The sequence below is a fragment of the Paraburkholderia largidicola genome (assembly GCF_013426895.1).
Lineage (GTDB): Bacteria > Pseudomonadota > Gammaproteobacteria > Burkholderiales > Burkholderiaceae > Paraburkholderia > Paraburkholderia largidicola.
Genome location: NZ_AP023177.1, coordinates 515,148 through 532,623 on the forward strand (window position 1 = coordinate 515,148; position 17,476 = coordinate 532,623).

General features: G+C 58.1%; 27 protein-coding genes. 23 read left to right on the forward strand and 4 right to left on the reverse strand.

Features of this window, described 5'->3' with window-relative positions; translation table 11 throughout:
- Nucleotides 1-55: 55 nt before the first annotated feature.
- From PPGU16_RS41760 to PPGU16_RS41870, 23 genes are all read left to right on the forward strand, one after another.
- The gene (locus PPGU16_RS41760; protein ID WP_180727437.1) at nucleotides 56-634 is read left to right on the forward strand and encodes a hypothetical protein; all 579 of its coding nucleotides are present in this window, start codon (nucleotides 56-58) and stop codon (nucleotides 632-634) included.
- Nucleotides 622-2,946 carry an AAA family ATPase gene (locus PPGU16_RS41765; protein WP_180727438.1) on the forward strand — a complete coding sequence of 775 codons (2,325 nt, stop codon included), beginning with the start codon at nucleotides 622-624 and terminating at the stop codon, nucleotides 2,944-2,946. Before PPGU16_RS41760 ends, PPGU16_RS41765 begins: the two co-directional genes overlap by 13 nt.
- A 74-nt stretch (nucleotides 2,947-3,020) precedes the next feature.
- Nucleotides 3,021-3,206 (forward strand): hypothetical protein, encoded by a 186-nt coding sequence (locus PPGU16_RS41770; protein WP_180727439.1) that lies wholly within the window; start codon nucleotides 3,021-3,023, stop codon nucleotides 3,204-3,206.
- 25 nt (nucleotides 3,207-3,231) lie between these two features.
- Nucleotides 3,232-3,438, forward strand: a complete 207-nt coding sequence (locus PPGU16_RS41775; protein WP_180727440.1) for a hypothetical protein — start codon at nucleotides 3,232-3,234, stop codon at nucleotides 3,436-3,438.
- Nucleotides 3,439-3,497: 59 nt separating this feature from the next.
- Nucleotides 3,498-3,668 (forward strand): hypothetical protein, encoded by a 171-nt coding sequence (locus PPGU16_RS41780; RefSeq protein WP_180727441.1) that lies wholly within the window; start codon nucleotides 3,498-3,500, stop codon nucleotides 3,666-3,668.
- Nucleotides 3,661-3,933 carry a GntR family transcriptional regulator gene (locus PPGU16_RS41785; RefSeq protein ID WP_180727442.1) on the forward strand — a complete coding sequence of 91 codons (273 nt, stop codon included), beginning with the start codon at nucleotides 3,661-3,663 and terminating at the stop codon, nucleotides 3,931-3,933. The genes PPGU16_RS41780 and PPGU16_RS41785 overlap by 8 nt, the downstream gene beginning before the upstream one ends.
- A 104-nt stretch (nucleotides 3,934-4,037) precedes the next feature.
- A complete protein-coding gene (locus tag PPGU16_RS41790) occupies nucleotides 4,038-4,391 on the forward strand; it encodes a hypothetical protein (RefSeq protein WP_180727443.1) in 354 nt (117 codons plus the stop codon).
- A 74-nt stretch (nucleotides 4,392-4,465) separates the two neighbouring features.
- Nucleotides 4,466-4,750, forward strand: coding sequence for a hypothetical protein (locus PPGU16_RS41795; protein WP_180727238.1), 285 nt, complete (start codon nucleotides 4,466-4,468; stop codon nucleotides 4,748-4,750).
- A 69-nt stretch (nucleotides 4,751-4,819) separates the two neighbouring features.
- Nucleotides 4,820-5,797, forward strand: coding sequence for a deazapurine DNA modification protein DpdA family protein (locus PPGU16_RS41800; RefSeq protein ID WP_243460792.1), 978 nt, complete (start codon nucleotides 4,820-4,822; stop codon nucleotides 5,795-5,797).
- A gap of 158 nt (nucleotides 5,798-5,955) precedes the next feature.
- Nucleotides 5,956-6,627 carry a tyrosine-type recombinase/integrase gene (locus PPGU16_RS41805; protein ID WP_180727444.1) on the forward strand — a complete coding sequence of 224 codons (672 nt, stop codon included), beginning with the start codon at nucleotides 5,956-5,958 and terminating at the stop codon, nucleotides 6,625-6,627.
- Nucleotides 6,628-6,811: 184 nt separating this feature from the next.
- Nucleotides 6,812-7,114, forward strand: coding sequence for a type II toxin-antitoxin system HigB family toxin (locus PPGU16_RS41810; RefSeq protein ID WP_180727749.1), 303 nt, complete (start codon nucleotides 6,812-6,814; stop codon nucleotides 7,112-7,114).
- A 5-nt stretch (nucleotides 7,115-7,119) separates the two neighbouring features.
- On the forward strand, nucleotides 7,120-7,476 hold the full coding sequence (locus PPGU16_RS41815; protein WP_180727445.1) for a helix-turn-helix domain-containing protein: 357 nt from the start codon (nucleotides 7,120-7,122) through the stop codon (nucleotides 7,474-7,476).
- A gap of 27 nt (nucleotides 7,477-7,503) precedes the next feature.
- Nucleotides 7,504-7,689 carry a hypothetical protein gene (locus tag PPGU16_RS41820; protein WP_180727446.1) on the forward strand — a complete coding sequence of 62 codons (186 nt, stop codon included), beginning with the start codon at nucleotides 7,504-7,506 and terminating at the stop codon, nucleotides 7,687-7,689.
- A gap of 9 nt (nucleotides 7,690-7,698) precedes the next feature.
- On the forward strand, nucleotides 7,699-8,136 hold the full coding sequence (locus PPGU16_RS41825) for a hypothetical protein (RefSeq protein ID WP_180727447.1): 438 nt from the start codon (nucleotides 7,699-7,701) through the stop codon (nucleotides 8,134-8,136).
- 84 nt (nucleotides 8,137-8,220) lie between these two features.
- Nucleotides 8,221-8,493 carry a hypothetical protein gene (locus tag PPGU16_RS41830; RefSeq protein WP_180727448.1) on the forward strand — a complete coding sequence of 91 codons (273 nt, stop codon included), beginning with the start codon at nucleotides 8,221-8,223 and terminating at the stop codon, nucleotides 8,491-8,493.
- A gap of 88 nt (nucleotides 8,494-8,581) precedes the next feature.
- Entirely contained in the window at nucleotides 8,582-8,917 is a 336-nt protein-coding gene (locus tag PPGU16_RS41835; protein ID WP_180727449.1) for a hypothetical protein, read from the forward strand.
- 32 nt (nucleotides 8,918-8,949) lie between these two features.
- Nucleotides 8,950-9,705, forward strand: coding sequence for an Abi-alpha family protein (locus PPGU16_RS41840; protein ID WP_180727450.1), 756 nt, complete (start codon nucleotides 8,950-8,952; stop codon nucleotides 9,703-9,705).
- A gap of 1,064 nt (nucleotides 9,706-10,769) precedes the next feature.
- Nucleotides 10,770-11,036, forward strand: a complete 267-nt coding sequence (locus PPGU16_RS41845) for a hypothetical protein (RefSeq protein ID WP_180727451.1) — start codon at nucleotides 10,770-10,772, stop codon at nucleotides 11,034-11,036.
- A gap of 84 nt (nucleotides 11,037-11,120) precedes the next feature.
- Nucleotides 11,121-11,861, forward strand: coding sequence for a hypothetical protein (locus tag PPGU16_RS41850; protein WP_180727452.1), 741 nt, complete (start codon nucleotides 11,121-11,123; stop codon nucleotides 11,859-11,861).
- An 86-nt stretch (nucleotides 11,862-11,947) separates the two neighbouring features.
- Nucleotides 11,948-12,196, forward strand: a complete 249-nt coding sequence (locus PPGU16_RS41855; protein ID WP_180727453.1) for a hypothetical protein — start codon at nucleotides 11,948-11,950, stop codon at nucleotides 12,194-12,196.
- Between the two features lie 24 nt (nucleotides 12,197-12,220).
- Nucleotides 12,221-13,042: an 8-oxoguanine DNA glycosylase gene (locus tag PPGU16_RS41860; RefSeq protein WP_180727454.1), complete on the forward strand. Its 822-nt coding sequence runs from the start codon at nucleotides 12,221-12,223 to the stop codon at nucleotides 13,040-13,042.
- Between the two features lie 301 nt (nucleotides 13,043-13,343).
- Nucleotides 13,344-13,589 carry a hypothetical protein gene (locus tag PPGU16_RS41865; protein WP_180727455.1) on the forward strand — a complete coding sequence of 82 codons (246 nt, stop codon included), beginning with the start codon at nucleotides 13,344-13,346 and terminating at the stop codon, nucleotides 13,587-13,589.
- 11 nt (nucleotides 13,590-13,600) lie between these two features.
- Entirely contained in the window at nucleotides 13,601-13,837 is a 237-nt protein-coding gene (locus PPGU16_RS41870) for a hypothetical protein (protein ID WP_180727456.1), read from the forward strand.
- Nucleotides 13,838-13,847: 10 nt separating this feature from the next.
- Here PPGU16_RS41870 and PPGU16_RS41875 read toward each other — a convergent pair whose 3' ends face one another.
- The 4 genes from PPGU16_RS41875 to PPGU16_RS41890 form a co-directional block, all read right to left on the reverse strand.
- Nucleotides 13,848-14,336 (reverse strand): hypothetical protein, encoded by a 489-nt coding sequence (locus tag PPGU16_RS41875; RefSeq protein ID WP_180727457.1) that lies wholly within the window; start codon nucleotides 14,334-14,336, stop codon nucleotides 13,848-13,850.
- Nucleotides 14,337-14,373: 37 nt separating this feature from the next.
- Entirely contained in the window at nucleotides 14,374-15,849 is a 1,476-nt protein-coding gene (locus PPGU16_RS41880) for a 3'-5' exonuclease (RefSeq protein WP_180727458.1), read from the reverse strand.
- A 146-nt stretch (nucleotides 15,850-15,995) separates the two neighbouring features.
- On the reverse strand, nucleotides 15,996-16,400 hold the full coding sequence (locus PPGU16_RS41885; protein WP_243460793.1) for a hypothetical protein: 405 nt from the start codon (nucleotides 16,398-16,400) through the stop codon (nucleotides 15,996-15,998).
- Nucleotides 16,401-16,536: 136 nt separating this feature from the next.
- Nucleotides 16,537-17,331, reverse strand: a complete 795-nt coding sequence (locus PPGU16_RS41890) for a tyrosine-type recombinase/integrase (protein ID WP_345961201.1) — start codon at nucleotides 17,329-17,331, stop codon at nucleotides 16,537-16,539.
- Nucleotides 17,332-17,476: the final 145 nt, after the last annotated feature.

Here is a 17,476-nt window from a genome sequence, read left to right on the forward strand (position 1 = left end):
GCGGGGATTCATCCCTTCCGGGATGCACTCCGCCCATCATCTGTGGAGTGTCATCATGTTTGGTCTTTATCCTGCTGGCGCCCAATGGGTCAGGCATTTCAGCGCAAACCGCGCGCCGCGCGATATCGGCAAGGTCCTCACGGTCCACGGCGGATTTAATGCTGGCATTTTTCACACCCCGTTTGGCGAGCATCGCGGTGCGGTGATTGCCCAGTCCGGGCGATTCCTGATCCTCGCTGCGGTTGTCAACGTTGCCAACGCCGAACTGGCCGTGGTGCCGGATGTCCAGATGCAGAACCTGCTCTGGTCGTTCGAGACGGGCTACGCCAATCAGTGGGGGCCGCGTGAGCTGCTCGCGCTGACGGGCGTCGACAACTGGGACGGTCTGATCCGGCGCACCAGTGCCGAATACGCTGCGGTCTGCAAGACCGTCGAAGGCGCCGTTGATGGCGCGCTTGAAAAGCGCGCGGTCGAGGCTGCGGCAGCGGCTGAAGTGGCTAAAGCGGAAGCTTTGACGCGCGCGGCAACGCCCGACCCCGTCGTTGGCAGGATGTTCCCCAGCGACGACGACGCGCCGTGGTTGCCCTCCGACTATCTGTTTGACGCGCCGGAGGTGCAGCCATGCGCCCACTGACGCTGACGCTTACCGGCTTTATCGGTGTCCGTGACGGGATGAAGCGTGACAGCGTCACGCTCGATCTCGAATCGCTGCCGAACGGTCTGATTGCGCTCACGGGTCCGAACGGGGCTGGGAAGTCTACCCTCATGGACAACCTCCATCCGTACCGGATCATGCCCTCACACGCAACGAAGCTGTCCGTGGATGGCTTCTCTTATTGGGATCACCTCTACGGTGCGCAGGCGCTCAAGGAGTTCGAATGGGAGCACGGCGGGGTTCGTTACCGGTCGTCGTTCGCTTTCCGCAAGCCGGGCAAGACTGGCAAGGCCGAGTATTTTCTCGCCTGGCGCGACGCGGACGGCAAATGGCAACCCATGCAGACGGGCGGCGGCAATGTCTCTGACGGCAAGGCTGAAACCTATGATCTGTGTGTGGAATCGGTGTGCGGATCGCTGGAGTCGTTTTTCACCAGCGTTTTTTCGGCGCAGAACCGACGTCCGCTTGCCTCCTATGGAGCGAGCGAGATCAAGGCGCTGCTGGCCGAACTCCTGCATATCGACGACCTTCGTACGCTGTCGGCGCAAGCCAGCGAGGTCGTGAAGGTGCTTGGCCGCACGCTGGACGCCACGCAACAGCAACTTGTTGCGCTCGGCGCGAAACGTGACCGGCTTGCACAGATCGATCAGGCAATCTCTTCCGATGTTCAGTCAGTCGCGTCAACTCGCGAGAGTCGCGAAGCGCTGAACGTCAAGGTTGTCGCCCTGACCGACCAGCGCGCATTGCTTGTGGCGAAACAGACAGCGAATGCGAGCGCACAGGCCCGGTTACGCGAACTGGCAACGCGGCGCAGTCAAATCGCCACGGCACTGCAAACGTTCGCTACTGACGCGACCGCCGACGATCGCCGTTTTGGTCAGCGGCGCACTTCGTTGCGCGCTGCGGTCACGGAGCACAACGCTGTGATCGCGCAGCGAGAAGCGATTCTCGGAGCCGCTGCGGCGCGCGACGCCGCACAGGCACGCATCGCTGCGGAGGAAGCCCGTGTTGCGCCGATTCAGGCGGTTATCGATGTGCTCGAAGCAAAGCAGCTTGAACTGACGTCGGCTTCATCCCGGTTGAAAGGGCTGGAGTCGGAAGGGTCATCACGGGCAACGCTTCTGAAAGCCCTTGAGCAGCAGGCGAGTGTGATCGGAACCGTGCCCTGTGCCGGCCACGAGATGCACAACACCTGCCCGCTGCTTGCGCAGGCGCGCGAGTCCGATACGAAAGTGCACGAGCAACGCATTTCGCTCACGAACCTTCGTACCGAGTTCCGCGCGAAACGCGAGTCTGTCGAAAAGCTCACGCCCGAGGTCCAGCAGCTTGCCGGAAAACGCGCCGAACTGAAGGCGGTCACCGAACAGATCGCGGCCGCGCGCCGTGATCTGCAGAAGGCGGTCGACCTCGCTGCGCGCAAGCCGCTGCTCGATGCCGCAACCGAGGGACTGAGCAAGGCCACAGCAGAACTGGCCGCGCTCGACTCTGAGGAAGCGACGGTGCGTGCTCGCCGGGAGGCGCAGCAATCGCAGTTGACGGCAGAGGCGAAGGAACTGGACACGGAAGTCGCACGCCTCGGCGTCGACGACGTGACCGGCGCCATCGCTGACATTGACCGGCAGGCAGCGCAGTGTCGCGAAGCCATCACCGCGGCCGAGGCACGGATCGAATCCCTGATCCGTTCCCAGGCCACACGTGAGGTCGAGCGGCAGACGATCTCAACTGAGCTTGGGGGCTTCGACGCAACGCAATCGCGTGCCCAGAGCATTTCGGATGAGATCGCGCGCTGGAAGCTGCTTGCCAAAGGACTCGGCAACGAAGGCGTGATCGCGTTGACGATTGACGATGCGGGACCTGCGTTGACGAAGATGGTGAACGACCTGCTGCTCGCATGCTACGGCATGCGCTTCACGGTCGAGATCCGGACTCAACGCGCGCTGGCCAGCGGCGAACTGCGTGAGGGGTTCGAAATCCTCGTGCACGACGCCGATCACGACAGCACCAAGGCAGTCACGGTGATGTCGGGTGGCCAGAAGGTCTGGATCAACGAGTGTCTGACGCGAGGTATCGCGCTGTACCTGGCCAGCAACGCGGGTCAGCCGTATCAGTCCCTGTTCAGCGACGAGTCCGATGGTCCCCTCGATCCGCAGCGCAAGCTGCAGTTCATGCGGATGAAGCGGGAAGTATTGCGGCAGGGCGGGTACGAGCGGGAGTTCTTCATCTCGCAAACGCCCGATCTTGTCGCAGAAGCCGATGCCGTGATTGATGTTGCCGCCCTGGCCGCTGCCTGAACCATGTTTTTTTCAACCCTGTGGGGATCGCTCCCCACGGGGCGTTCCCTCGCTTTTTATTAACGAGGAACGCCATGAAATCGAAGCAGGACATGTATGCACGTACCGAAGCCATCACGGTGTCGGTCCGCGCCTCAACGCCGCGTGCTGGCAACACCCACACCTACGTCCTGAACGGCACGCTCATGCGTGACGTTCTCGTCGACGGCAAGTGGGTGACGTTGCACGCGAGCATCCCCCTGGAATCGCGAGCCGCGTGAGCGGTCGCTTTACGAGGTTTCCCCAATGAACAACCTTTTGATGCTGCTCATTGCAGCAGGCAGTTCGTCGCTGTGCGCCTGCTCGTCCCAGCCCCAGGCGAGGGTCGAGACGGCGAAGCCTGTCCCCACAATTGTCGTCCACCAGACGAAAGGCGAGCCCGGCGACTTCGTTCTCTGCAAGGATGGCCGCGTGCTGGTATTCCCGGCAGCGCATCCGAAAACCTGCTCCTGAAGCTAATGTCTCAACCCTCGACAGGGCGTTGGAACTTTCGCTTAAACTTCGAGGCGATCATGAAAAAGCAGATTGCGACTGCGACTCTGATCGGAGCATTACTGGCTCTGGCCTGTCTGCTCTGGGAACAGCAGTCCGTTGCAGCACTTGGCAATCACGGCGCGGGCACGCGCGCTACACGCGCGAATCCGTCACCGTTCGACCGGCATTTGAGGTATAGCAATGTTTAAGGACCCGAAGCAGGGCTGGCGTCCTGATTTCGCGCGGCTGCGCGGGCGCGTCTATCTTGCGATTGCTGCCCAGATTGAAGAAGCAATCACCCTGGGCATTTTCGCTCCCGGCGATCGGCTGCCATCACAGCGGGCGATTGCCGAGGATCTTGGCTTCCACCTGAACACCGTGAATGCGGCCTTTCGCGAGGCTGCGCGCCGCGGTCTGATTCGAAGCAACGTCGGTCGCGGCGGAACGGTCGTCCTCGGCCAGCAGGCTGCTTAGCTGACCTGATTCCGCAGCACTATCCTTCTCCCTCAGTTACGTTCCCAACCGGGCAAATCGCCCGGTTGGTGCGGTTTGCTCAACCCACTTGCTGGAGGCAATCGATGACGTACTCATGCAGTGATTTTTTTGACGACGTGATGCGTTGCCTGGTCGAATCAAAGGCAATCGACAGTACGGACATTCCTGACGATGATCCCGGCGCCGGCGCAGATATCGCGGTCAACGCGATTGTGACCGTGCGTCGCGCAGACCTCTCGTCGCAGTTCGTGCGCGAACTGCTCGACGAAGTCGAATCGCTTGGGGCGGTTGCCGAAGTGCATGGACCAGACGATGTCGCATTCCTGTTTTATCTACAGGCGGCGATCCTGAACGGTTCCAGCGTTGAAGCACATGGCACCGAAGACTCGGAGCTGTTGGCCTCCTGCCATCAGCATCCGCATGGACGACACACATAGTCGTAGCCGAACCTGCATAGGCGGCTTTCGACAACCTGCAGCCGCACGTCGACGCTTCGCGGGCGTGCGAATTCGTGACGTGCACCTTCGACCACGCGTGGTACGCACGTGTTCAGGGCCATGCGGCAATCGAATCGGCGCGCTTCTGGCTCAACGAAACGATGCTGACGCTACCGAAGGGCGCGTCACAGCGCTATCAGGACATGGCGACGCGCGGGCAGTATTTCGCGCACCTCGCTGAGCGTCTGAATCTCACGCCTGCCGAGTTGGACCGGCATCTCATTGAAAACGCCATCAGCGATTCGCGGATGCGCGGGATCGAAGGACAACAGATGCATCTCTTCCCGTTGGCCGCGTAAGCGGTCGTCTTCCTCACCCATGCGGGGCGGCCCGCATGGGCTGCTCCGCGTTTGTCTTGGAGCAATGCTATGCAAATTAAATGGGAACGCGGCCGCATGCCGATGTCGCAACTCAATGCGCACGTCGATGATGGTCTTGTGATACGAGGCGGCATTCCTCATAGCGGCGGCAAGCTGGCGTTTCACGCTTTCAATGAAGGCTTCGCCGCAATGGTCTCCGCGTCTGCTTTCTGGAACCCGAAGAGGGGGCGTTTCCGCATCCCAGAAGCAACCGATCTGACGGAGATCGATTTCGCACTGGACAGCGCCGGGTTCACCGCCATGAAGCTGTTCCAGTCGAAGGGGCGGCAGCCGGGTATAGCCGGTGTTTATCCGTGGACAATGGAACAGTTTGTTGAACTGGCGTCATTTTCCGGAGCGGCATGGGTCGCGCAGCCCGACCTCTGCTGCGAGCCGGAGTTGGCCGTCGATCAACAGGCGATCGACTATAGGGTGAATGCGACGGCGACGCTGCTCGAAGGCATGCTTCGGGTGGTGTATGCGTGGCAGGATCAGCTAGCGCGGACGCTGAGCGCGAACGCGGTGCAGAACATGGTTCGCATTCCCGTACCCGTGGCGCAGGGCTGGTCGGTCGACGACTACCGCCGTAGCATCGACCTCATGATGCAGGTGTGGGAGCGCTGGATGCCGTGGATTGCGCCGCCGGCGCTGATAGGACTTGGTTCTGTTTGTAGGCGGCATCTTACAGATCCGCACCATGGCCTGTTCGCGATTCTCGAAGGCCTCGAAGGGCATCTTCCTCCCGGCACTCGCTGTCATCTCTTCGGAGTGAAAGGGCAGGCGTTGGATAGGGTGAAGATGTACGACTGGGTGGCAAGCGTTGACTCCATGGCGGCCGACTTTGCTGCGCGCGTGAAGGCCCGAAAGGCCGGGGTGTCAAATACGATCGCTCACCGTATCGCTGAGGTCGACCGTTGGATGGAGTCTGCGATTCGGCGCGTCGCGCCTGCCGCCGGCGACCAGTTTCGGCTTTCCTTTGTCGCCTGAAGGTATCAGATCTCCTGCCACAGCCCGCGCGTTCTTCGGAACCGCGGGCTTTTTTCTTTTCCGAGTTATCGAACAAACAAGCCGTGATACGCTTGAAAAAGACACTCAGCAAATCTCTCTCTGAATACGTCATTAACTGATCCCATTCAGAGGGGCGCATGGCTCAAGCTGCAACACTTCGACCGGCTCAAATCCGGCACCTACTCGTCGTTACGTCTGCGACATCGCGCCATCCCGAGCGCGATTGTCTCGTTCTCCTGCTAGGCATTACGTGCGGAATGCGCGTCAGCGAAATAGCTCAAATCGAGGTTCAAGACGTGATGTTCCCTCCGGGCGCGATCCGTTCAGAGGTCAGTCTTCGCGCTGCAATCACGAAGGGCTGTCGGCAGCGCTGCATCTATCTCACGCATCCGAAAACGGTTTCGGCTCTGGAGTGCTATCTGAGCCATCGCATTGCGCGAGGCATCGGAACCGAGCTAACCGCAGAGCGCTATCGCGGACTCGCTGCGTCAAGTTGCCTGGTCCTTGCTGGCAAGGGTCGTAAGTTTGCGATGAACACCAAGCGCCGCATCAACGAGGCCGGGGAACAGGTTGATTACTCTGCGTGTGACAGCTTGCAATCACACGTCACAAAGCTCTACAGAGATGCGGGGATACGCGATGGATCATCCCATTCGGGCCGACGCTCGTTTGCCAGTAACCTCGTTGAGCAAGGGCACGATCTTCAGACGGTGCAGCAGCTTCAAGGTCATGCGGAGCTGGAGCATGTTCGGCCCTATCTGGCCGTCTCCGATAAGAAGTTACGGCAGATGTTTTGCGAAGTGTTATGAGAGCCATTTGACGCTTGCCGGGCATTGATTTTCGGCGCGGGATGCCGATAAATCGGGTAGCCAGGCACGGTGCTAGACGTTCCGGTATGGCCGCTGCCGAGCCGTCCGAATCTGCCCGCATCGCCCGACTGGAAGCGAAACAATACGCTTGCATTAGTCCCAATATGGGACTATCATGTTTCTCATGAAAGTTATTGCGAAAAGAGTCCTCCTGGCATTCTGCGACAGGCACCCAACGGCTCGGCAGTCGCTGCTGGCATGGCATGAGGAAGCGGTAAGGGCCGTCTGGATGACGCCGCAGGACATCAAGGCCAGATACGCCTCCGCGAGCTTTGTCGGGCGAAACCGGGTGGTATTCAACATCAAGGGGAACGATTACCGGCTGATCGTCGCAGTGGCTTACCGCATCGGTGTCGTCTATATCAAGTTCATCGGAACGCATGGCGAGTACGACCGGATCGATGCTGAAACCGTTGAACTGGAGTAGCCAACATGGAAATTCGTCCAATCCACAACGAACGCGACTATAAGGAAGCGTTGCAAACCGTATCCCGTCTTGTTGACGTTGACCCGGAACCTGGCACACCGGACGGGGATCGTCTCGAAATCCTCGCTACGCTAGTGGAGCGTTACGAGACAGAGCATTTTCCGCTCGATCTTCCCGATCCTGTCGAAGCCATCAAATTCCGCATGGAACAGGCAGGACTGTCGGCCAGCGACATGCAACCGTATATCGGCAACTTGAATCGGGTGTACGAAGTCCTCAATCGAAAGCGCGGTCTTAGCCTCTCAATGATTCGCCGTTTGAACCGCGAATTGAAAATACCCGCTGAAGTGCTAATCGGATAATCAACGGAAAATTAGCGGAGGGTGACGATGGACAAGAGCAACCGGGATTTCAAGAGCATGCTCAACAAGATTACCGAGGTAGTGATCGACACAAGCAGTCCAGATTTCAAACACATGCTCAGCAAGGCGCGCGACGCCGCAGCCGGCGGCATCAATGCCATGTCTAAGGGCGAATCCCTCGCGGCCGCGCTCGTTCTCAACAGGCCTGACTGACTAGATGCGATGAACCACACGATTGCCGAGGCAATCGACAGCATTGGCCCGGAGTGGGCGATCCTCGTACCGGCCGTTGCGAAGGAGTTTGAACGCGACGCACAGACCGCCGCTTACGCGTCCGCCGAGCGCACGCGACTGGCGCGGCATGACGAGTTCGCCAATCGGCAGCAGGCCGATGACGAACTGGACTTCAGTGCCAAGCTCAAAACCTACGGCGACGCTCCCGGCTACCGTGACGTGACTTTCACGTTCGACCTTGAACCGGTAGGCGAAAACCAGCGGCCGACCGTTCGCGCGAGCATTCGCATCCGGCCTGAAGATGGTGAACGGATTGTCGAACACATCACAGGTGTTCATCGTTTGGCGTGGAATCGCAGCAACGGCGGCCGACCGATCGACGCGAAGCCCGACGAGAAACGCCCGCGCTGGATCGACAAGTCTTAACCACGCACGACCACGGAAAACAAAGAGGCGCCTAGGGCTAAAATCTGGGCCTTTTCCCATGTCTGTTGGCTAATAGAGGTTTGAATGATTAAACGGCTGATTCCATTGGTCGCAGTAGCTGGCGTTGCATACGTGCTGGGCTTATTCACGCCTGTATGGGTTTCGAAATATGAACAGCATCAATTCCTTGTGGAGACTGGTCGGCATTGTAGCGAGCTTGCGAAGCAGACGATCAAACCTGATACGGATAACAAGTTCTACCATGCGTGCTTTCGTGAGAACTTGGATGCCCATGTCGAAACTGCTGTGAGCCAAGCGCGCAGTAAAGCGCAAGAAGAAGCGGCCAAACTAGACTAGCGCCACAACAACCGAGATCGACCTCGACAAGAGCTGTACCGATAACATACTTGTTGATCACGGTTCATCATTCGGTAAAGGAAACACCATGATTAAGAAAACGATCATCGTAGACGAGTTTCACGAAGGCGCATCGGCGCAGGAATATCGCGATGGTGTGCAGCGGATGCGCGATGCCGTCTCTGATATCCACACGAAGGACGACGTTATCGCGCCGATTCGAGCTAACGGAATCGTGCTTCCGACCGGGCATACGGTTCATGTCCGCAGGACGGGCCAACCGACGAAAATCTACATGATTCACGGCAGCGACAAGTTCGAAGATTCGGCGGGCAACGTCTACAACCAGCAAGAAGTGTTTGGTGAGACTTGCGACAGCGTAGCGGTGGTCGATCCCGCAACCGGCGATATCACAACGTACTAGCGACGACGGAAAACATACATAGGACCGTTGATATGGACGACCTCGACTTGATTAAGGCCATTCCGACAGAGGTCGCCAAGGCGGCCTATGACGACACGATCTCACCTGCTTTGAAGGAAACGGGAAAAATAGGCCAGGACCTCGTCAAGACGCTTCGCCTGGTGCTTTTCCCGCTCCAGTACGCGGCAACCTTGCAAGACCGGTTGGCTGGGCATCTCCGCAAGTCCATTGAGCGAGTGCCTGAAGATCGAAGGATTGCGCCGGTGGAGTCGTTGGCATTGCCGATTGCCGAACAGCTAAGATTCCATGACGATAAGAGCGTGGTCGGCAATATGTTCGTGAGCCTCTTGTCTCGGGCGATTGACCGGGAACGAGTAGGCGAAGCGCATCCAGCATTTGTGCAGATTATTAGCCAGCTTGCTCCCGACGAAGCCGCATTGATACAGCAGATCGCCGCTGCCAAACCAGCAGCCTATATGCGCCCGCCAAAGAAAGATGTGGCGGTCTTGCTCAACGATCAACGAGAAGCGCTGATTAACACTTCTGGCATGGCCGACGAACAAAAGCGACACCTACAGCGCATTGCTGTTCGCCCGGAAGAACTAGCGCAACCCGAATTGGTGTACACGTACATTGAGCATCTAGTTTCGTTGGGTGTCGTCTCTTACTTTAACGCGCCCTGGAATGACGTATTCAAAGGTGCGAAGGGTGCGAGCTTCGATTTCTGGTTTGTCGGGCTCAACGGTCTCGGCGAATTGTTCCATCGTGCATGCCTTTCTGACGAATAGGAAAACGGTTTTTGCAGGCTGACGAACATGCCGATATCGAGCGCGGCAAGATCGTCGTGAAAAAACTCAACTGACACCGGAAGACATTTTGCATAGGGAAAGGACGATGCAGAAGCGATTAGGATTCGCACTTGGGGCGCTTTGCGGGATCATCGCTGTTCAGCCGGCGAGTGCAGAAACTCTCTACCAAAATAGTCGCGATGTCGACGGCCCGACAGGCCGAATGGCAGGGACGCTTCTGTTTTACGATATCCCGTCTGCAAAACCAGGGTGCGATGGAAGTGTAGCGGTTTCCGTGATCGCCTATCGCGACGGCGCTCACGTACATGTTGGCTGCTGGAAGAAGGATTCCCGAGGCATCACCCTTACATATAAAGATGAGGGAACGAATGTCCACATTCCGGCGAGTGAGGTTCGTATCCTTGAAGTCACTCGAAAGTAATGTGTCGCGATTCAGACCGGGTGCCATCCTAACCATAGTCTTCACGATTCGTCACGGAAAACGGGGAAAGAATGAAGGCAAGCGTAGGTGTGCATCCGCTGGATTCCAAGACGGGTCGATTCGTGAGAGGGAGTGTTTTAGCGCTCGGGTCGGTAATCATGATTGCTGGCTTGGTGATCGGCTTTTCGGGTGCGGCGCTTCGGGCGCATGGGGAGCTTGATCGGGCGAGCACGGCGTTACTTCTGGTCGTCGTCTGCGCGCTTGGAGCGGGCGGTTACGCGCTAGTCCGATTTGCAAGACCGTAGAAAGAAAAACGGAAAAGGCGATGAGATTCGTTCCTACGGTTTATTCAGCATCGGGCAGCTCCCTTCCGCGCACAGATCCTCGTGCGAAAGCCGACTTCATCGGCCAGCATCTAAAGCATGGGTGGACTGAAGCCGATGCTACGGCGCGATACGAAATGTGGATCGCGCACGCCATCGACACCAATCCGGAACTCGACACGAATTCGCACAGACACTTGGCCGATCAGGCGATCACGAAGGCCCGCAACTCGACGCGGGCGCAGGACTAGGAAAAAGGCGCTCGCGCCGGTCGCGCGGGCCACAGCGAGGAATCAGCTATGGTTACGTATCCAGTTCATGTTCGTCGCAACGGTTATCGCGGGTCCGACGCAAGAAAAAGGGCTAAGGCAAACAGTGAAAATCGGGATGCTTCGGTGCTTGAGGATTACGCGAACCAGTTACTTCTGGCGCAAACGCGACCTATACAGGCGTACTTTTGGATGGAGTTGGCTCAAGGCACCGGCCTGCCGTATGAAACCGTTGCTCGACTCGGCGCATCCATCGACGGGGGGAGCGGCGGGTTTACCGCGGGCGGCATGACATGACATACCAAGCGGCGATGGCCGCGAACAGTCAGGCGCGTACTGCTTCCGATAAAAGCGGTGACGATTCAAGGTCAAGGAAAACGTATGCCAGTGACCGTAGAACCAGCAGCCAGCATTAATTGGGTGACAGTTGTGGCGTCGAGCGCTCTTGTTAGCGCAGTCGTCAACGTTGGCTGGAATGCAATCTCGAAGTTACTAGACCGAAGGCACGAGAACGCAAAGGACAAACAGCGCATCGATCACGTCAAGCTGGAAATCATGGACCAACTCGAATCGTTCGCGAACCGCTGCGCCAGCTTGGTGTACGACATTCACGAAGGGCTGGCCGAGTATTACCGGCATGAACCGAATCCATTCTCTGATGCGCAACGCAGTGTCGAGCTGAAGTTCGACCCGGAGCCGCGGTGGGTGGAACTACCCATTCGGTTCGTCGCGCCGCTTCGCGCATTAATGCGCGAATATACGGACGCGGCTGAGTGGATCACCCGCAGCGGTGTATGGGCTGATACGGCGGATCAGTATGAATCCGAGCTGGAGCGCCTAGCCTTCTACGGTTTGGAAGTGCTCACCATCGCCGAGAAGATACGGACGGAAATCGACGCCGGAGAACGCGGAACCGCGCAGCTCGAAGCGTCGCGAGCGGAGTTCAACGGCCTGATTGAGCAACGAAGAGACGCTTATAAGAAAAGACCTTTGGACGTAACGTTCATACCCGAGCTGGAAGCGCAGTTCGAGCGGGAAATGCCCGATCACAAATCGCTCCATGCTCGCATCAGGAAAGCAGAGATTGAAAAGCGGAAGGCGGAAGAGAAGACGGTCGAGTGACCGGCTTGCGTGCCGCGGTTATGGATGCGTGCTGCCTCGACTATAAGCAATTGCGCGCGAAATTCGACGCGCAATGATCGGAAGCGATGAAATTGAACACTACCTACAGCGATGTTACAGAAGCGAGTGAAAACCTGATTCGTGGGCCTTTCGCAAATGATGTTCCGTTACCGGTAGCGGAGATCAAGATCCGTAGCGCGATAGCACAAGCTGCTTTGCAAGGATGGTATGAAAATGCTCGACCGCTAGCTGCGGAAGAAGACCACGAGGCAGAGTTCGCACGACTCAACGAACTTGCGTATGAGCTCCCAGCCGGTGCCCGGGCTATTCCATAGGAAAACGGGGAGAAGGATGACGAAATGCAAATACCCTTTAGTGCTTCAAAGCAGGGATCGGGAGACTTGAAAAGCCAGACGAATATGAAGGCGCTCATTCTTGAAGACGGAGTTCGGACCACAATTGCGAGAGAAGGACAGCGCATCCTCCACTCTGTCATCCATACGCTAGGCCCTAACGTGCGAATGCCCGCGCGTCTGCGGCCGGGGCAGATGCCTTCGAGCGATGACGCCTGGCATCGACTCGTAACGCAGGTCTGCGTTATGGGCTGGTCGGGAGGTATGGGAACCATCGCTGACAATGGCCCCATGCGAGATGACTTTCGCGCGGCAACATCCCTGCATGCCTGGCGGCGGCATCACTACGACAAGGCATATATGGCCGGGGTACTCGAGTCATACAGGGCCACCCGGTTTCCCAAGAAGGCGGCTGACACGCTTGGGAAGATGGCGGAGACACCAACTATTGTGCATATGGGCGAAGTCGTCCTGCCGAATGGACTATCAGCCAAAATGGCGCGCGACGAACTCCGTGACACGCTTATCGAGCGGCGCCGGTTCTTCAGAATGAAGAGTGCCTCGGACTTCATGATATCGACGGGGCTGTCTGACGACGTCATCGCGCTTGATGTCCGAATCGTTGGAGTGCTCTACAAGTACCTTGGTTACGAACGCACCGCCGCTCAGGTCCAGTCGAGTCGTAAGGATTATCTTTCTTTGGAGACAGCTCTTCGCGTTGTATGCCAAGAAGCGGAGATATCACTGGCTAAATTCGACCGCATCCTTTTCCAGTTCTCCGCCATGAGCGCCTTGGAATACGTCCTGCGTCACGCGAAAGCGGATTGAGGACGCCCATGTGCACGGACTGTTGGAGAAGTTCTTCGTACAATGAAAAACAACAGCAAGCAGGCGGGACGATGGAGTACAGAAATCGACGTGAACTGCATCGTCAGGGTGGAAAATTTGCAAAAGGCCCCTACGCTCGCGCAACAGGGTTACGCGACCAACACGCAGCGCCGCAAGTGCGCGCATTGCGGCAACGGTGGACGCCCATTGTTGCGACTGGCAAATGCCCCTCTTGCGGCACGGCTTTGGCCGCGACTGAATAACCATCGGAAACGGGCTCGGCGTGACAAACGGAGATGCCATGAAACGCGTGAAGCGGTTCGCGGAGTACGAAGGCTGGAAGATCGAGGCGTCGCCGACTATTCTGGCGAATCAAAGGCTTTTCGTTTCGGGCGTGATCGTCTCGCGTGGCGACGAGCGGTTCATTTTTACTGATCTCGGAAACCGCGTTTATCGGGCACAGGCCTACGAACGCGGAATCGAATGGGCGAGGCTGTGGATCGACAACAACTATCGACTCGCGGCGCGCAAGGCCCCGCGGGGATAACGGGAAACGACATGTTTGAAATTTGGGCGATCGAGGCGGACGGCAAGCGCGTCCTGGTACGCGACGACGTTGCAGAGGGCAGCCTGGCCCGTGCGCTGGTCAGCGAAGGCAACAACGGCGCGGCTATTCGCGGTGAGCCGCACCGGTATATCGCCGTTCCCGATCCGGATATGGTCGATACAGAAGCCAGAGTCAGGACGGAAAACGTATTGGTCGAGAGGGCGGTGGCCGAGGCCGATTTTCAGTGACCGGGGCTATTCAGGCTTGAGCCATCCGGTACCGCCGGATGAGTTCGCGGACTTCTTCGCGACGCAGATCCGGGGTGTCTTTCCGGCGTTCAGCTATGTACCTGATCAGGTCGGCGTCAGCATCGTCCGGCAGCAGCAACTGCATATCCGAAATTCTAAGGTACTCCCATGCGTCCGGCATTCCACCAAATTTCTCGTAGCAACGTGCATAGAGCTTGACGGAATCAAGAGATAGCCCAGTCGTTCGTTGCGCGAACTCGTAGGCTAGGCTTTTAGCCCGTTTGCGTACGGCCGGACTGTCCCCCGTCAACCTTACATACTCTCGCTCCAGATTTTGGATAAGCTCAACGATTGATCCTGCTTTCTTGAGATATTCTTCCGACGCCGCGCTCGTGTTGGGCCGCGCTCCGTTCTCACTCTTGATGTCGGCCGCGACGCGTCTCAGTAAAGCCTCCAGTTCGGCGACGCTTTGGACTGGTTTCCAGGTTTCCTCAAACATGTTTCCTCTCGCCAATTTTCTCGATGCTGACTGTGCCTCACTGCCTTTCGGCAGCGTCCTTGAAAACTTTAAGTAAATCGTTTCGAAGCTCGGAAACATCCATCTCGTTTCGTGCCCGCGTCAAACCCACGTAGAGCAGGCGCTTCTCTTCATCAGTTAGAGTCGTTCTTCCGTCATCGTCGGTCTTGAACCGAAAGTCGCCGCAGACCTTAACGCGGTTCCACTCGAGGCCCTTTGCGCGATGGATGGTCGAGACAACATAGTCGGCCTCGGCCTCGGGTGAAGCGCGCGACAGCATGTCGCGCAGGTATGCAATGCCCTCCCGGTCGATGATCTGAACGAGGGGTAGGAGGTCGCGGCCGGCGTAGCTGGCGGCATACTCCTGCACGTCACGCCACGTTTCGAACAGCGCCAGCGATGCGGGGCTGAACGTACGCTCGCCTCGCATCAGGCGGTCAGCGCCGTCTGCAAAGGCGAGAATCTCTTCGACGTTCGCCCTGATGGCTACCTTGTGCCCGGCCTGCAGCCCATTCGCGAGATTCCCGATTACAGTCACGTTTTTCCGACACAGGATGGCGTCGAACATCCTGGCCGGGTCTGGCTCTTCAAAGAATACGGAATCGATGTGCGACTGGCCACGGAGCGGGATTCGTTCGCCCAGGAGATTTAGCACGCGCGAAGCGAGGGCGGCAAAGTGGTGCCCGAAGCGGAAAGACTCGGTCAGCGTACATTCACGCGCCTTGATGTGTTCCATCGCATTGACCGCGCCGCGCCACTCGTAAATTTGCTGGTACGGATCGCCGACGTAGATGATCTGGGCGTGTTCCTGCCGACGCAATACCGACAGCATCAATCCGTCACTATCCTGCGCTTCGTCGAGAAGGATGAAGTCTGCACCAATCTGAGGGCGCGACCGCTCCCACGTTTTGAGGTAGACGTCGGGCGTGATCGCCGTTCTCCCGTTTGGGTCCGTGCTCTCATTCCAGTGGCGTACGACGTACGGAAGAAGCGTTGAGCGTAGTTCCTCGGCCGCGGCCTCGGTGATCATTTCATCGATAGGGATATGCCATAACTCAGGGTTGCCTTGCGCCGATCGGCAGAAGCGCGCCGCACCGTCCGCCACTAAACGCCCGACCTGAAACGCAGACAGTTCAATGGTCTTGCCAATGCTCGTCGGGACCCGAACGGGGCCAAGCCCATACCTGCTCGCAAGATGGTGAGGCGGCTCCTTCGGGAGATTGAGCCTCGCCGTCAGAGCTTTTTCCGTTGCTCCGTAAGCCGCAGAATGAACTGTTTTGCAAGTCACGTTGCGCGGGAATTTCTTTCTCGCATCGGTTGCGATGTCTTTGTTGAAGGAGAGGTACAGTCCGCGTTTTGAACTGAAGCGCTCGGCGATCATGCGCAGCTGTGACGTTTTTCCTGCGCCCGCGTACGCTTTCACTTTAACCGTTGCGCCGGACGCAACTGCATCTAGCGTGGAGAGCTGTTCATCGGTCGGCTTGATCTCTTTCATGGTGTTTCGATTGCCTATGGTTTAACCAGCTTACCTGGTGAGCCGTAAAGTCAAGCGACAACGAGTAGTGTCTCAACATTTGCGCCCCGTGGGCCGCGGAAAGAGTATGAATATCGTGTCTCTTTGTGCGGCTCGACCTTATCCGATCACCGTAGAGCGCGCGCAATATCCTTTGGCACTGCGACGGGTTTGCTGTGGCTGGTATGTACGCGCGTGAGCCCCGCGAGCACGAATTCTGATCGGATCTTCACTCGTTGTGTGAAGAGACCGCGCCGGGTCGCGACGGGTGTTGCTTCGTGTGGATTTCGGCGCTCGATGTAGTCATGGAAATCGACCTCGATGGGAAACATGGCTGTCTCGTCGCCATCCTCCACAACCAGCCTGACAGACTTGAGCGGCATTCCGCGTAAATGGCTGTCCAGTATCCGGTTGAGGATTCGATCACGAACGATGTACGAACTCATCGGGCTTTGAAACGCCGGATTGACGTGCCGCAAGTGAACGACTGCGAGCCGTTCCGACGAGGCGGTAATGGCGACGCGAAAAGTCAATGCGCAGGGCCGCCCGGACTCGTCCGGATACGCGATGTCGGCAAAATCCGTTTGATAAGGTATTCGAACTCCGATCGATGGGTTATGCCGATCTGGATAAACCGGCGTAACCCACCCTACGGAGCTGTGCGCAAAGTCAAGCGGAGCCCAACTTGCTGATCGTGGCACGCAGACGCGTGACCGTTCGTTGGCTGACAAGCCCGAGCATGCGGCTCGTGTCTTCGTTGCTTCGGCCGCCCAGCAACTGTCGGCGAGCGAAGGTGTTGCGCAGTATGCGTGGACTCATATCGGGTGCAACAAAGCCGATACCTTCGAGCGCGTCCTTCACAACGGCGCCGAGAAGGACGTCGTTCATCGCGCCACCCCGACCCGGTGCAGGGAAAAGCAGAGCGGCGTCCGAGCATGGTTGACCGTCCTTCCATCGCTGCAGAGCTGGCAATGCAAACTGAGGAAGCGTTACCCTCCGTTGATCGCGGGCACCGCGCTTGGGAACGTAGACGTTTGGCCTGGCGTCGTCGACGAAAATGTCACGCAGTCGCGCTTGACGCAATTCGGCCGCCGATATTCCCGTGCCGAGGAACAGTGCGACGATGGCGCGGTTTCGAAGTATTCGAGAATCATCCAGCCCTGACGGGGTAGTCCACGCCTGCAGCCGTTCGTCTGCGGCCTGATCGAGGTAAAGGGGTAACGGCTCGTCCTCGGGCCAGCGAGCAAACGCGCTTACTTCAGACGCCGGGTTGCTGGCACGCAGCCCGATGTCGACGAGATGGCGGCATAGCCGGTTCAGCATCTTGGCGTATCGCAAGCGCGTCGACGTCCCGGGCGTCGTGCGACTCTCGATCTCGTTGAAGAATGATTCGATCTGCGCGGCGTCGAAGGTGGCCACCGACGCGTGCCGCTCGTGAATATGGCGGAGAAAGCGGTCGAACATTGCGGCGTGCTGCAGACGCGATCGCGCAGAGAAAGGCCGTCGGTCTGCCCCGACGGCCTCCGTTTCCTGCCAGATTCGAAAGGCATCCGACGGGGCAGATAGCCACAAAGAATTCATGTCCATGTGCGCCTTATATACTGAATTT

Bases quoted from the DNA above. Each gene is read 5' to 3' on its own strand.
- PPGU16_RS41760 (WP_180727437.1), top strand. From the start codon at position 56: ATGTTTGGTCTTTATCCTGCTGGCGCCCAATGGGTCAGGCATTTCAGC.
- PPGU16_RS41765 (WP_180727438.1), top strand. From the start codon at position 622: ATGCGCCCACTGACGCTGACGCTTACCGGCTTTATCGGTGTCCGTGAC.
- PPGU16_RS41770 (WP_180727439.1), top strand. From the start codon at position 3,021: ATGAAATCGAAGCAGGACATGTATGCACGTACCGAAGCCATCACGGTG.
- PPGU16_RS41775 (WP_180727440.1), top strand. From the start codon at position 3,232: ATGAACAACCTTTTGATGCTGCTCATTGCAGCAGGCAGTTCGTCGCTG.
- PPGU16_RS41780 (WP_180727441.1), top strand. From the start codon at position 3,498: ATGAAAAAGCAGATTGCGACTGCGACTCTGATCGGAGCATTACTGGCT.
- PPGU16_RS41785 (WP_180727442.1), top strand. From the start codon at position 3,661: ATGTTTAAGGACCCGAAGCAGGGCTGGCGTCCTGATTTCGCGCGGCTG.
- PPGU16_RS41790 (WP_180727443.1), top strand. From the start codon at position 4,038: ATGACGTACTCATGCAGTGATTTTTTTGACGACGTGATGCGTTGCCTG.
- PPGU16_RS41800 (WP_243460792.1), top strand. From the start codon at position 4,820: ATGCAAATTAAATGGGAACGCGGCCGCATGCCGATGTCGCAACTCAAT.
- PPGU16_RS41805 (WP_180727444.1), top strand. From the start codon at position 5,956: ATGGCTCAAGCTGCAACACTTCGACCGGCTCAAATCCGGCACCTACTC.
- PPGU16_RS41810 (WP_180727749.1), top strand. From the start codon at position 6,812: ATGAAAGTTATTGCGAAAAGAGTCCTCCTGGCATTCTGCGACAGGCAC.
- PPGU16_RS41815 (WP_180727445.1), top strand. From the start codon at position 7,120: ATGGAAATTCGTCCAATCCACAACGAACGCGACTATAAGGAAGCGTTG.
- PPGU16_RS41820 (WP_180727446.1), top strand. From the start codon at position 7,504: ATGGACAAGAGCAACCGGGATTTCAAGAGCATGCTCAACAAGATTACC.
- PPGU16_RS41825 (WP_180727447.1), top strand. From the start codon at position 7,699: ATGAACCACACGATTGCCGAGGCAATCGACAGCATTGGCCCGGAGTGG.
- PPGU16_RS41830 (WP_180727448.1), top strand. From the start codon at position 8,221: ATGATTAAACGGCTGATTCCATTGGTCGCAGTAGCTGGCGTTGCATAC.
- PPGU16_RS41835 (WP_180727449.1), top strand. From the start codon at position 8,582: ATGATTAAGAAAACGATCATCGTAGACGAGTTTCACGAAGGCGCATCG.
- PPGU16_RS41840 (WP_180727450.1), top strand. From the start codon at position 8,950: ATGGACGACCTCGACTTGATTAAGGCCATTCCGACAGAGGTCGCCAAG.
- PPGU16_RS41845 (WP_180727451.1), top strand. From the start codon at position 10,770: ATGGTTACGTATCCAGTTCATGTTCGTCGCAACGGTTATCGCGGGTCC.
- PPGU16_RS41850 (WP_180727452.1), top strand. From the start codon at position 11,121: ATGCCAGTGACCGTAGAACCAGCAGCCAGCATTAATTGGGTGACAGTT.
- PPGU16_RS41855 (WP_180727453.1), top strand. From the start codon at position 11,948: ATGAAATTGAACACTACCTACAGCGATGTTACAGAAGCGAGTGAAAAC.
- PPGU16_RS41860 (WP_180727454.1), top strand. From the start codon at position 12,221: ATGCAAATACCCTTTAGTGCTTCAAAGCAGGGATCGGGAGACTTGAAA.
- PPGU16_RS41865 (WP_180727455.1), top strand. From the start codon at position 13,344: ATGAAACGCGTGAAGCGGTTCGCGGAGTACGAAGGCTGGAAGATCGAG.
- PPGU16_RS41870 (WP_180727456.1), top strand. From the start codon at position 13,601: ATGTTTGAAATTTGGGCGATCGAGGCGGACGGCAAGCGCGTCCTGGTA.
- PPGU16_RS41875 (WP_180727457.1), bottom strand. From the start codon at position 14,336: ATGTTTGAGGAAACCTGGAAACCAGTCCAAAGCGTCGCCGAACTGGAG.
- PPGU16_RS41880 (WP_180727458.1), bottom strand. From the start codon at position 15,849: ATGAAAGAGATCAAGCCGACCGATGAACAGCTCTCCACGCTAGATGCA.
- PPGU16_RS41890 (WP_345961201.1), bottom strand. From the start codon at position 17,331: ATGTTCGACCGCTTTCTCCGCCATATTCACGAGCGGCACGCGTCGGTG.